Below are 12561 nucleotides of genomic sequence, written 5' to 3' on the forward strand. Positions count from 1 at the left end.
GGCGGCCCATCCAGGGCCGGCAGCGGGCAGATCAAGGAGGAAGTATGGTCAGCGCGGTCTATCCCGGCACCTTCGATCCAATGACCCGGGGACACGAGGATCTGGTCCGCCGTGCGTCGAATATCTTCGACGAACTGGTGGTCGGCGTGGCGCAGAGCCCCAACAAGCGCCCGTTCTTTTCGCTCGAAGAGCGCATCAGCATTGCCCGTGAAGTGCTCGGGCATTATCCCAATGTGCGGGTCGAGGGCTTTTCCGGACTGCTCAAGGACTTTGTGCGCAAGAACAATGCGCGCGTGATTGTGCGCGGCCTGCGCGCGGTGTCCGACTTCGAGTACGAGTTCCAGATGGCGGGCATGAACCGCTACCTGCTGCCCGACGTCGAGACCATGTTCCTGACCCCGTCGGACCAGTACCAGTTCATCTCTGGCACCTTCGTGCGCGAGATCGCGGTGCTGGGGGGCGACGTCAGCAAGTTCGTGTTCCCGTCGGTGGAACGCTGGCTGCAAGAGAAAATCGCCAAACCGGAATAAAATACGGCTTCAGACACGTCAGACCGCGGCCAGTCGGGCGCGGGCGTGTCCGCAGGAAGGAAACACCATGGCGCTGATGATCACCGACGACTGCATCAACTGCGACGTTTGTGAACCCGAGTGCCCGAACGAAGCCATTTCGATGGGGCCCGAGATCTATGAAATCGACCCCAACAAGTGCACCGAGTGCGTCGGGCATTTCGATGAGCCGCAATGCCAGCAGGTCTGCCCGGTTGCCTGCATTCCCAAGGATCCGAACCGCGTCGAGACCCACGAGGTCCTGATGCAGCGGTACCGGCTGCTGACCGCGGCCCGGCACGCGGCCTGACTCCGCCCGCGCGCTTCCCGGTTTCCGCCGCGCAAAAAAAAGCCCCCGGCACCGCAAGGTGACGGGGGCTTAACCTTTCCCCAATTACTACGGTTACTGCCTACTGCACTGCGCGGTCAGGCACCGATCGGCTTGCCGTCGGCACGGCGCACCACGATGGTGGACGAGCGCGGCGGCTTGGCCGCATCCGGCCACTTGCCGGTCGGATGCTGGATGTTGATGAAGCAGGTGGTCAGGTCCGGCGTGTAGGCGATGCCGGTGATCTCGCAACCGGTGGGGCCTGCCAGGAAGCGCTTCGACTGGCCCGTTGGCGAGATGTAGTACATGCTGTTGTTGCCAAAGGTGCCGGTGTAGGTGGCACTGGTGCTCGAGTCGGTCTGCACCCACAGGCGGCCCTTCGGGTCGACGCGCAGGCCGTCCGGGCTGGAGAAGGTGTCGCCGTTGATGTTGCCTTTCAGGTTGTCGGTGGCCAGCGACGGGTCGCCGGCCTGCAGCAGGATGCTCCAGGTGAAGGTCGTGGCCAGCGGCGAATTGCCGGCTTCATTCCACTTGACGATATGGCCGTGCAGGTTGTTCTTGCGCGGGTTGGCGGCGTCGGTCTGCTGGCGGCCGCTGTTGTTGGTCAGCGTGCAGTAGAGCGTGTTGTCCGGTGCGGCAGTGATCCACTCGGGGCGGTCCATGAGCGTGCCGCCGGCCACGCGCGCGGCGGACTTGGTGTTGATCAGCACGTCAGCCTGGGTGGCGAAGTCCACCGTGGTCGGCGCCGGCGATACCGCCGACTGGGTCCAGTTGCCCGGGTCCGAGGCACCGATGGTCAGGCCGTTCTTGCCTTGCGCCAGCTCGATCCACTGGCCGCTGCCGTCGGCGTTGAACTTCGCCACGTAGAGCGTGCCGCTGTCGAGCAGGTTGGCGTTGGCGGCGCGGTTGTTCGGGTCGAACGCCTTGCTCGGCACGAACTTGTAGATGCAGCCCGGCGTGCCGTCGTCACCCATGTAGAAGGCGACGTTGTAACTGGCATCGGTCACGAAGGCGACGTTCTCATGGTCGAAGCGGCCCATCGCGGTGCGCTTGGCCGGCGCCCCCAGCGTGCCGTACGGGTCGATCTCCACCACCCAGCCATAGCCGTTTTCGGCCTGGGTCGGGTCGATGTAGTTATCGGTGCTTTCTTCGCAAGTCAGGTAGGTGCCCCACGGCGTATAGCCGCTCGAGCAGTTGTTGAGCATGCCGACCACGGTGGCGCCCACCACCGGGGCGGCCGGGCCGCCGACGCGGTAGAGCGTGTTGCCGGTGTAGCGCTTGTTGTAGACCGAGTCGCGCTTGACCTGCCACTTGCCGCTGGCGGCCAGTTCCACTTCGATCACCGAGATGCCCACCGCGGACAGGGCGATGCGCTTCTGCTCCGGGCTTGCGGTGGCGGCAACGTAGGCGGTCGGGAACAGGATGTTGTAGTCCGGCAGCTCGTGGTTGATCGCCAGCAGGCCGCCCTTTTGCGGATCCACGCCCGGCAGCGCGAAGTAGTGCATGCCGTCGTGGTTGCCGCCGGCCTGGCGCTCGGTCTCGGCCGACGACTGGAACGCGCCGGCATAGCCGGTGGCGCCGGCTTCGACCGGATCGCCGGCGGAGAACAGCACGTCGACGCTGTAGCCGCTGGGCACCACCACGGTATCGGCGGTGGACTTGGCGATCGGCTCGAAGGTGACCTCGTAGCTCGGCGTGACCGGGGCGGGCGCGGGTGCAGGTGCCGGCGCCGGGGCTGGCGCTGGAGCGGGTGCCGGAGCGGGATCGTCATCGCCGCCGCAGGCGGCCAGCAGGCCGCTGCCGAACGCCGACACCAGCGACAGGCCCAGGCCACCGCGCAGCACCCGGCGGCGGGCCGGGTTGGCGGCGACGATGTCCTCCAGCCTCTGGCCGGGCACGTCAACGTCGGGCTTGGCGGCGCGGCTTGCGGCGCGCGCTTCGTCGGTCAGGTACGACATGGGCTTTCCTCCTGTGGGATGTCATGCGCATCGGCAACCATGCGATACCGACGCGATTGGAAACCCCGCAATGTAGGTGCCGCCCATGGCACTTTGATGACAACATGTCTGCAAAAGCAGACGGGTGCGGCCAAATGACGACGGGCCGCGGATGCGGCCCGTTTTCATGCTGATGTCGCAGGAATATGCGTGGATGCCCTGCGGTGGTCAGCGCGTGGTGTGCAGCTGCGCCATGGCGCGCTCGGCATCGCCGCGGGCCAGCAGGCCAAGCGGCTCGATGCAGCGGTCGATCGCGGCATCGATGGCTTCCTGCTCCTCGCGCCGCGGCGGCTTGAGCACGAAGTTGACCACGTCCTCGCGGCCGGCGCCGGCACCGCCGGGCGCATTGCGCGGATGGCCCACGCCCAGGCGCAGACGCCAGTAGTCCTGCGTGGTCAGGTGGGCGGAGATGTCCTTGAGACCGTTGTGGCCGCCCGCGCCGCCGCCGCGCTTGAGCTTGGCGGCGCCGGCCGGCAGGTCCATCTCGTCATGCACGACCACGATCTCGTCGGGCAGGATCTTGTAGAAGCGCGCCAGCGACACCACCGCCAGGCCGGAGCGGTTCATGAAGGTCGACGGCTTCAGCAGCCAGACCTCCTGGTCCCATAGCCGCGCGCGCGCGGCGAGGCCATGGAAGCGGCCCTCCACGCGCAGCGTGGCGCCGCCCATGCGGGCCAGCTGGTCCACCAGCCAGAAGCCGGCGTTGTGTCGGGTGGCCTCGTACTCCGCACCGGGATTGCCGAGGCCGACGATAAGCTTGATCATGCGTTTGACTGGGTCGTTGGCGCGCGGGGACTGCGCCACAGGCGCCAAGGATACCGAAAAACCGGCAGTCCGCTGCCGGGCGAAAAAAAACCGCCGCAAGAGCGGCGGTTTCTTCGTGGCGCGGCCCGCGGGCCGCCACCGCTGCGGCAGCTTAGGCAGCCGGGGTTTCGCCAGCGGCTTCGCCGCCTTCGGCAGCTTCCGACACGGCGCCAGCCGGTTGCGAGATGCTGGCGATGGCCGGGTTGTCGTCACCGTGGGTGATCACGGTCACGCCCTTCGGCAGCTTCAGGTCGGACAGGTGCAGGGTCTGGCCCAGCTCCATCGTGCCGACGTCCACTTCGATGAACTCGGGCAGGTCGGCCGGCAGGCACGACACTTCCAGGTCATTGACGATGTGGTTGACCAGGCCGTGGCCCAGCTTCACGCCAGGAGCGGTTTCCTGGTTCATGAAGTGCAGGGGCACCTTGACGTGGATCTTGTCGTTGGCCGACACGCGCTGGAAATCAACGTGCAGCACCAGCGGCTTGAACGGGTGCATCTGGAATGCGCGCAGCAGGGCCTTTTCGCTCTTGCCGGCCACTTCCAGGTCCAGGATCGACGAGTGGAACGCTTCCTTCTTCAGGGCGTGCCACAGCGCGTTGTGATCCAGTTCGATCATCTTCGGCTCGGCGGCGCCGCCGTAGATGATGCCGGGGGTCTTGCCCGAATTGCGCAGGCGGCGGCTCGCACCCGTTCCCTGTACGCTACGCTCGAAAGCGACAACTTTCATGATGACTCCAAAAAGTAAGAAGGCTGTCCGCGACCAGACAGCCTCGTTGCGGCGCAAATCAGCAAACCATGCGCCGATCAGGTCACGTTGAGCGCCAAACCACGGCGATCAACGCAGTAAAGCCAAAGATTCTATCAGGAACCCGCGAACAGCGACATGATGGAGTCGCCCTTGACGATGCGGGTGAAGGTCTCGGCCAGCAGCGGGGCGGTCGAGAGCTGGCGGATCTTGGTGCACTTTGCAGCTTCCTCGGACAGCGGGATGGTGTCGCACACCACCACTTCGTCCAGTGCCGAATCAGCGATGCGGGCCGCCGCGCCGCCCGACAGCACAGGGTGCGTGCAGTAGGCGAAGACCTTCAGCGCACCGCGCTCCTTCAGCACCTGGGCGGCCTTGCACAGCGTGCCGCCGGTGTCGATCATGTCGTCCATGATGACGCAGTTGCGGCCGTCGACTTCACCGATGATGTTCATCACCTCGGCCACGTTGGCCTTGGGACGGCGCTTGTCGATGATGGCCAGGTCGCAGTTCAGTTCCTTGGCCAGCGCGCGGGCACGGACCACCCCGCCGACGTCCGGCGAGACCACCAGCAGGTCGCCGTAGTTCTTCTCGCGCAGATCGCCCAGCAGTACCGGCGAAGCGTAGATGTTGTCGACGGGAATATCGAAGAAGCCCTGGATCTGGTCGGCGTGCAGGTCCATCGTCAGCACGCGCTCGACACCAGCGACTTCGAGCATGTTGGCCACCACCTTGGCCGAAATCGCGACGCGCGCCGAACGCGGGCGGCGGTCCTGGCGGGCATAGCCGAAGTAGGGCATGGCGGCGGTGATGCTGCGTGCCGAAGCGCGCTTGAGCGCATCGACCATCACCATCAGTTCCATCAGGTTGTCGTTGGTCGGCGCGCAGGTGGACTGCAGCACGATGACGTGCTTGCCGCGAACGTTTTCCTGGATTTCGACCTGGACTTCACCGTCGGAGAAGCGGCCAACCTGGGCCTTGCCCAGCGGAATGCCGAGGTGCTGTACGACAGCCTCCGCGAGTTTGGGGTTGGCGTTGCCGGTAAATACCATCAAGCCTTCGCTGCTCATTCGGGGCACCTGTCTTGCTGCTGGGGGAGCTTGGTGTCACCGGCGAAGCCGGTGACTTGGAAGATATCGTGTTCCGTTAGGACACTATAGGAAGTAATGGCAGGGGAAGAAGGATTCGAACCTTCGAATGCCGGAATCAAAATCCGGTGCCTTGACCAACTTGGCGACTCCCCTACACAACCGGGCCGTTCTTCGTGGTACCAGACTGCCATGTGGCAGTGACATACCGCGCCGAACGAAAACTTGCTATGCGAACGTCGCGAGCGGGTGTTGTGCCAGACTTCTCACACACCTGCCATCCCATTCGGGCGGCAACCTTTCCAAAACCTGCTGCGCTGTCGTCGCGTCGGGAAAACGCGCAAACACGCAGGCTCCGGAGCCGGTCATCCGGGCATGCTGATTGTGTTGCTTCAGCCATGCCAGGGCTCGGGCGACTTCGCCGAACTTCGCTGTTGCGATCGGTTCCAGATCGTTGCGACCGAAATCGAATTTGTTTTCACGAGCAGCGAAGACCGCAATTATGGAGAGCGGCGTATCCCTTGTCAAGCACGCGTCCGAAAAAATTTCAGCGGTGGGGACATGCTGCTTCGGATGGATGATCACGAACCAGCTGTCGGGCAGCTCGACGGGGGTCAGGTCCTCGCCGATGCCCTGCGCAAAGGCGTTCTGCCCGAGCACGAACACCGGCACGTCGGCGCCCAGCGTCAGCCCGATCCGCATCAGCTCGGCGCGTGGCAGCCCCAGGCCCCACAGGTGGTTCAGCGCCAGCAGCGTGGTGGCGGCGTCGGAAGAGCCGCCGCCGATGCCGCCGCCCATCGGCAGCACCTTGTCGATGGCGATGTCGGCGCCGAACGTGGTGCCGGTGGCGGCCTGCAGCGCGCGCGCGGCGCGCACCACCAGGTCTGTTTCGGCCGGCACGCCCTGCACCTCGGTGACGCGCGCGACCACCCCGTCGTCGCGGCGGCGGAAATGCAGCGTATCGCACCAGTCGACCAGCTGGAACACGGTCTGCAGCGTGTGGTAACCGTCGGCGCGGCGGCCGGTCACGTGCAGGAACAGGTTGAGCTTGGCCGGTGCGGGGCAGTCGCGCAGTTCGGGTGGGGGCAGGGGATGGCTGCTGCGGGTGGCGCGGTTCATGGTGTCTGGGGATCGATCACGAGCCGCACCGACAGCGGATTGCTGCCGGCGTCGCGCGCCAGGTCGATGCGGCGCGGCACTTGCGTCGGGGCCGCGCTGTCTTGCCAGGCGACGTAGCGCACGGTCCAGCCGTTCTGCGCCAGCGTCGCCAGCCGGCCCTGCTCGTCGCGCGTGGCGCGCGCCGGCGTGCCCCGGGTGGGGCGCCCGTGCAGCCAGTCGCGCATGCCGGCCACCGGCAGCGCAAAGCCCAGCGCTTCCTCCATCAGGGTGTCGACCTCGGGCGCGTTGCGCGGCGGCTGGTTGGGCAAATCGAGCGTGGCGCCCGAGGGCGTGGCGGTGACCACGGCCAGGGTCTGGCCAAGCGGCGAGACCAGGTCCAGCCGCACGTTGCGGCCCTGCTCCTCCCAGCGGAAGCTGCCCTGCACGCCCTCGTCGCGTCCGTAGCGCACGTAGTTGGCGGAGAAGCGGCCGGTGTACTGCTGGCTGGCGGCGTCCTGGTCGACATCAAAGCTGCGCGACGGCGCCACGCTGGCGCACCCCTGCAGTAGCAGCGGCGCGCCAAGGCAAAGCAGCGCCAGGCGTCGGGATCGGTTCATGGGCATGGTCGTGAGGACGGCGGCGCGGCAGCCGCCGGCTGACGGGAATCCGGCGCCGCGGGCCCGGTTTGCGGGCTGCGGCGCGCGGGCTTACTTGGACTGCTGCACGTTAACTTTGTAGCGGCGCAAGGTGTCGACCAGGGTCTCGTTCTCGGGATCGATGCGCACCGCCTCGGTCCAGGTCTTGCGGGCCTCGTCGTGTTCGCCGAGGTGCCACAGCACCTCGCCCAGGTGCGCGCCGATCTCGGCCTCGGGCGCCTTGGAATAGGCGTTGCGCAGCAGGTCGGCCGCCGGGCGCAGGTCGCCCATGCGGAATTTGACCCAGGCCAGGCTGTCCATGATGTATGGATCGTCCGGTCCCAGCTCGGAGGCGCGCTCCAGCAGCCTGAGCGCCTCGGGCAGGCGCTCGTTGCGGTCCGCCAGCGAATAGCCGAGGGCGTTGTAGCCTTGCTTCTGCTGTGGCTGCAGCGCAATCACGCGGCGCAGGCCGGTTTCCATGCTGGCGTAGCGCTTCTGGCGCTCGTCGAGCATGGCCAGCTCATAGATCCAGTCGGCGTTGTCGGGCTCCGCCGCGACGCGGTCGTTCAGCACCTTGCGGGCGCGGTCGTAGGCCTTGTTCTCCATCAGCGTGGCCACTTCGGCCTGGCGGATGGCGGTCACGCGCTGCGAGCGCTGGCCGGGGTCGGAGATATCCTCGGCGTCGCTGAGCATCTCGCCGAACAGCGCCTGCGCGTCGTCGAGCTTGCCCATGCGCGCCAGCAACTGGGCGCGCTTGGCGGTTGCCGCCGGCGCCAGGCGGATGTCCTCGATGCGATCGAGCCAGCGGATCGCGCCCGCGTAGTCCTTGCGTTCCTCGGCGATCTGCGCCAGGTACTGATACGCGATATCGGGATTGGCGCTGGGCTGGTTTTCGACCAGCCGCAGGTATTCCTGCAGGTACTGCTCGGCCTCGCCCAAGTTCCTGGCCTGCAGGCTGGTCAAGCCCAGCGCCAGCGGCACGCGCGGGTCGGCGGGGGCCACCTTGCGCAGCGTCTCGAACTCCTGGCGAGCCGCCGGCATGTCGTTCTTCAGCAGGTACAGCCGCGCCAGCGTGATATGGCCGTTGACCGATTCGGGCGACTTTTCCAGAAAGCGCTTGAGCACCGCCACGGCTTCGTCAGGTTGCTTCTCGGCGCGCAATTCTGCCGACATCAACGCAGCCGCTTCATAGCCGGGCCGCAGCCGCAAGGCCTGGTCGAGCGCGGCCAGCGCGCCAGGTTCGTCGCCGGCGACTTCGCGCGCGCGCGCCAGTGCCAGATGGGTTTCCGGCAGCTTGACTTCGTTGCGGGTCAGGTCCTGCAGCAGCGTGGCCGCGCCGGCCGGATCGCTGGTGCGCGACAGCTGCTGCTGCAGTTGAAGGATGGCCTCGCCGCGCTGGCCGGCTGGCACCGCAGCCAGTTGTTGCTGCAGCAGCGGGCGGGCGTCGTCCCAGCGGCCGTTAAGCACCAGCAGGGTCGATAGCACCTGGCCGGCCGCGGGCGAGGCCGGGCTGATCTCTTTCCACAGGCGTGCGGCGTCAAGCGCCTGCTGCGGGATGCGCGCGTTGAAGGCGATCTCGGTGGCACGCTGGGCGAAGCGCGGGTCGCGGGTCTGGCGCGCCAGTTCCAGGTAAGTGCGGTAGGCCGGACCAACCAGGCCGCGCTGGATGGAAATCTCGGCGGCCAGCACCATATAGACGATATCGTCGGTCAGTTCCAGCGATGGCAATGCCGGCCGCGCCGGCTTGGCCGCGGGGGTGTCCGCCGCGGCCAGTTGCAGCATGGGCAGCGCACCCGCGCCGACGGCGGGCGCGGCGTGGGTGGCGCTTGCCGCCGCAGCCAGCAGTGCGCCGGCGGCGAGCGCGCGCACATGGCGCTGCGGAGCCTGCCACCAGTGGGCCAGGCGGCTGGCACGGCGCGCCGTGCGCGAGTGGGCGTCCCCCGGCGATGTGGTCAGGCCGCCGCCCGTGGTGGCTTGCAACGTGGAGTCCGGCATCAGGTCCGGCATCAGGTCCGACATGTATTGAGTGCTCCGGCGCGCGCTGGCGAAGGATGGGAGATTGCGCATTGATAAAGGCATTGTAGCCTGCCGCTACAATGCGCTGCTTGGCGCCGCAGGCCGGCGCCGGCAGGCGCTGCAGCAGTTTTGAGCGGTAACCAACGGAGAGGTTCGATGCCTGAATTGCCTGAGGTCGAAGTGACCCGGCGCGGCTTGCTGCCGCATGTGGTGGGGCGGCGCATCGCCGCGGTCGCGGTGCGCCACCGGGGCCTGCGCTGGCCGGTCGACCCGGGACTCGAGGCCAGCCTGGCCCGCCGCGTGGTGCGCCGCATCGAGCGCCGCGGCAAGTATCTGCTGCTCGAATGCGTCAGCCCCGACGCCGCGCAGCCCGCGGGCTGGCTGCTGGTGCACCTGGGCATGACGGGCACGCTGCGGGTGCTGCCCGAGGCACCGCCGCCGGGCGTGCACGATCACTTCGACCTGGTGCTCGACGCGGACCCCGGGGCGGTGCCAGGCCAGCAGCCCGGCACCATCGTGCTGCGCTTCCGCGATCCGCGCCGCTTCGGCGCCATCCTCTGGACCACGCTGCCGGAGGCGGAACTGCCGTCGCATCCGTTGCTGAGCACCCTCGGCATCGAGCCTTTCGATCCCGCCTTCGACGGCGCCTGGCTGCACCGCCACACGCGCGGCCGCAGTGCCGCGATCAAAACCGTGCTGCTCGCGGGCGCCATCGTGGTGGGGGTGGGCAACATCTACGCGTCCGAAAGCCTGTTCCGTGCCGGTATCCGTCCGACCACCCCGGCCGGGCGCCTGAGCCGCGCGCGGTGCGAGCGGCTTGCGCAAGCCGTGCGCGACACCTTGGCGCAGGCAATCGAACGCGGCGGCAGCACCTTGCGCGATTTTGTCGGCAGCGACGGCGCCAGCGGCTACTTCCAGCTGGACTGCTTTGTCTACGACCGCGCCGGCCTGCCGTGCCGGGTCTGCGCCACGCCGGTGCGCCAGATCGTGCAGGGCCAGCGCTCTACCTTCTATTGCCCCAACTGCCAGCGCTGACAGCGGGCGGAGTGCTGCACGGTACGCCGCGCCGGCATGAGTCGATGGCTCGGCGCAACACTGGCGCGGCCGCCGCCGTCCAAGGGCCGCGAATTCCACAAAAACGCCGTGGAAACCTGTATCGTGTGCGCAGTCATAAAAAGTTACAAAATGGCCGGCCGCATGCCATGTAGGAAGGGGCGCCGACCGGCATTGCGTGACCACGGGCATGCCGCACAGGGTGGCGCGCCCCGAGGTAAAACCAAGTCAGCCCAACAGGTCCATGACAACGCTCGCCCACCAATTCGAACAATACGGCGCCTGGAGAACCGGAGTCCTCCAGTCACTGGCCGAATTCCAGTCGTGGCTGCAGCAGCACGACCTGTACGATGCGCAGGCCGACGAGCGCGTGCAGCGCATCCATAGCGTGCTGCGCAGCGACCGCCTCAAGGTCGCCTTCATCGCCGAGTTTTCGCGCGGCAAGAGCGAGCTGATCAACGCCATCTTCTTTGCCGACTACGGGCGCCGCATCCTGCCGTCGTCGGCGGGGCGCACCACCATGTGCCCGACCGAACTGCGCTACGACGAGGCCGAGCCGCCCAGCATCCGTCTGCTGCCGATCGAGACGCGCCTGCAGGACGCCTCGACCGCTGACTTCCTCGAGGCCGGCACGTCGGCGTCGCACTGGCATTCGGTGCCGCTCGATCCGTCCTCGCCCGAGGGCATGCTGGAGGCGTTCCAGCACGTGGTGCAGACCATGCGCGTGCCGCCCGAGCAGGCCGAGGCGCTGGGGCTGTACCACGAGAACGATCCCGATGCCGCCTACGCGGTCGACGCCGAGGGCATGGTCGAGATCTCGCGCTGGCGCCACGCCGTCATCAATTTTCCGCACCCGCTGCTGCGCCAGGGCCTGGTGATCCTGGACACGCCCGGGCTGAACGCGATCGGCACCGAGCCCGAGTTGACGCTGCGGCTGATTCCGGATGCGCATGTGGTGGTATTCGTGCTGGCCGCCGACGCGGGGGTGACCAAGAGCGACCTGGAGCTGTGGCGCAGCCATGTCGGCGCCGGGCACCGGCGCGGCTGCCTGGCGGTGCTGAACAAGATCGACGGGCTGTGGGATCCGCTGCGCCAGCCGGGCGAGATCGCGCAGGAGATCGCGCGGCAGGTGTCGACCACCGCGCAGGTGCTGGGCATCGAGCAGTCGCGCGTGTATCCGGTGTCGGCGCAGAAGGGACTGGTGGCCAAGGTCACGCATGACGATGGCTTGCTCGCGCGCAGCGGCCTGCCGGAATTCGAGCACGTGCTGTCGGACCAGCTGATTCCGCGGCGGCGCGAGATCGTCTCGGACCAGGTGTACCGGCTGGTGCAGGACATGGCGCGCGCCGCGCAGCAGCTGCTGCAGAGCCGCCGCCGTGACATCGTCGAGCAGCTGTTCGAACTGCGCGGCCTGCGCGGCAAGAACCATGCGATGGTCAAGCACATGCTGATGCGGGTGCAGGGCGAGAAGGACGAGTTCGAGCAGAGCATCAGCAAGTTCCAGGCGCTGCGCCTGGTCTTTGGCCGGCACAGTGCCGACATCATCAAGAGCCTGCAGTTGCGCGACGTGCGCCGCACCATGCGCAGCGCGCGCGAGCAGATGAAGGAGCGCTTCTTCTCGCGCGGCCTGCGCGAGGACATGGAGGCATTGTTCGCGCAGCTGAGCGGGCTGGTGAGCGATGCCGACAACAAGATCGGCCAGCTGCACCAGCTGATCGAAAGCATGTACCGGCGCTTCAATGCCGAGCACGGCTTCACGCTGCCCGCGCCGATGCAGTTCACCGCCGAGCGCTACCTGGCCGAGCTGCAGGAGACGCTGCGGCTGGTGCAGGCGCATTTCGGCACGATCAGCATGCTGACGCGGTCGCGCCCGCAGCTGGTGCAAAGCGCGTTCAACACCATGGCCAGCCGCGTGCTGGAGAATTTCCGCGGGCTGAACCGCGATATCGAAGTCTGGCTCAAGTCGGTGATGACGCCGCTGGAAGCGCAGGTGCGCGAACATCAGAAGCAACTGCGCCGGCGTGTCGATTCGATCGAACGCATCCATGAAGCCACCGACACGCTGGAAAGCCGCATCGCCGAGCTGGAGGAAGTACTGAACGGGCTGGACGAACGCAGCGGGCGCATCGAAGGCTTTGTCCAGCGGCTGATGCGGCCGGCGGCAGGCGCCGACAGCACCAGTCTGGCGGTGGCCTAGCCCGCTTCGCGGGACGGTATATCATGTGGCGCCGCGCCTTGCGGCGCCT

The 12561-nt window shown here is 67.3% G+C and carries 11 protein-coding genes and 1 tRNA gene; 4 read left to right on the forward strand and 8 right to left on the reverse strand.

All coding sequences use genetic code 11. The features are described 5' to 3' along the window. Positions 1 to 44: 44 nt before the first annotated feature. Both coaD and ACOCMH_RS18510 read left to right on the forward strand, forming a co-directional pair. Positions 45 to 530: a pantetheine-phosphate adenylyltransferase gene (gene coaD, locus ACOCMH_RS18505; RefSeq protein WP_092307516.1), complete on the forward strand. Its 486-nt coding sequence runs from the start codon at positions 45 to 47 to the stop codon at positions 528 to 530. Positions 531 to 597: 67 nt separating this feature from the next. Continuing rightward, positions 598 to 858, forward strand: coding sequence for a YfhL family 4Fe-4S dicluster ferredoxin (locus ACOCMH_RS18510; protein WP_012351650.1), 261 nt, complete (start codon positions 598 to 600; stop codon positions 856 to 858). Positions 859 to 974: 116 nt separating this feature from the next. Here ACOCMH_RS18510 and ACOCMH_RS18515 read toward each other — a convergent pair whose 3' ends face one another. The 8 genes from ACOCMH_RS18515 to ACOCMH_RS18550 all read right to left on the reverse strand — a co-directional run bounded on the left by ACOCMH_RS18515 (position 975) and on the right by ACOCMH_RS18550 (position 9265). After that, on the reverse strand, positions 975 to 2834 hold the full coding sequence (locus ACOCMH_RS18515; protein ID WP_427312444.1) for a PhoX family protein: 1860 nt from the start codon (positions 2832 to 2834) through the stop codon (positions 975 to 977). 207 nt (positions 2835 to 3041) lie between these two features. After that, positions 3042 to 3638: an aminoacyl-tRNA hydrolase gene (gene pth, locus ACOCMH_RS18520; RefSeq protein WP_171514280.1), complete on the reverse strand. Its 597-nt coding sequence runs from the start codon at positions 3636 to 3638 to the stop codon at positions 3042 to 3044. A gap of 151 nt (positions 3639 to 3789) precedes the next feature. Further along, positions 3790 to 4407 carry a 50S ribosomal protein L25/general stress protein Ctc gene (locus tag ACOCMH_RS18525; protein WP_427312445.1) on the reverse strand — a complete coding sequence of 206 codons (618 nt, stop codon included), beginning with the start codon at positions 4405 to 4407 and terminating at the stop codon, positions 3790 to 3792. Positions 4408 to 4541: 134 nt separating this feature from the next. Beyond that, on the reverse strand, positions 4542 to 5495 hold the full coding sequence (locus tag ACOCMH_RS18530; RefSeq protein ID WP_171514278.1) for a ribose-phosphate pyrophosphokinase: 954 nt from the start codon (positions 5493 to 5495) through the stop codon (positions 4542 to 4544). Between the two features lie 97 nt (positions 5496 to 5592). Further along, positions 5593 to 5669, reverse strand: a tRNA-Gln gene (locus ACOCMH_RS18535). Between the two features lie 72 nt (positions 5670 to 5741). Continuing rightward, positions 5742 to 6632, reverse strand: a complete 891-nt coding sequence (gene ispE, locus ACOCMH_RS18540) for a 4-(cytidine 5'-diphospho)-2-C-methyl-D-erythritol kinase (RefSeq protein WP_427312446.1) — start codon at positions 6630 to 6632, stop codon at positions 5742 to 5744. Continuing rightward, the gene (gene lolB / locus ACOCMH_RS18545) at positions 6629 to 7228 is read right to left on the reverse strand and encodes a lipoprotein insertase outer membrane protein LolB (protein WP_427312447.1); all 600 of its coding nucleotides are present in this window, start codon (positions 7226 to 7228) and stop codon (positions 6629 to 6631) included. The genes ispE and lolB overlap by 4 nt, the downstream gene beginning before the upstream one ends. 90 nt (positions 7229 to 7318) lie before the next feature. Continuing rightward, positions 7319 to 9265, reverse strand: coding sequence for a tetratricopeptide repeat protein (locus ACOCMH_RS18550; RefSeq protein ID WP_427312448.1), 1947 nt, complete (start codon positions 9263 to 9265; stop codon positions 7319 to 7321). Between the two features lie 153 nt (positions 9266 to 9418). On the opposite strand from ACOCMH_RS18550, the gene mutM reads away from it, so the two are divergent. Continuing rightward, positions 9419 to 10297: a bifunctional DNA-formamidopyrimidine glycosylase/DNA-(apurinic or apyrimidinic site) lyase gene (gene mutM, locus ACOCMH_RS18555; RefSeq protein ID WP_427312449.1), complete on the forward strand. Its 879-nt coding sequence runs from the start codon at positions 9419 to 9421 to the stop codon at positions 10295 to 10297. A gap of 262 nt (positions 10298 to 10559) precedes the next feature. After that, positions 10560 to 12512 carry a dynamin family protein gene (locus ACOCMH_RS18560; protein WP_427312450.1) on the forward strand — a complete coding sequence of 651 codons (1953 nt, stop codon included), beginning with the start codon at positions 10560 to 10562 and terminating at the stop codon, positions 12510 to 12512. The last annotated feature ends 49 nt before the right edge of the window (positions 12513 to 12561 follow it).

Source organism: Cupriavidus sp. H39 (genome assembly GCF_050271075.1).
Taxonomy (GTDB): domain Bacteria; phylum Pseudomonadota; class Gammaproteobacteria; order Burkholderiales; family Burkholderiaceae; genus Cupriavidus; species Cupriavidus necator_B.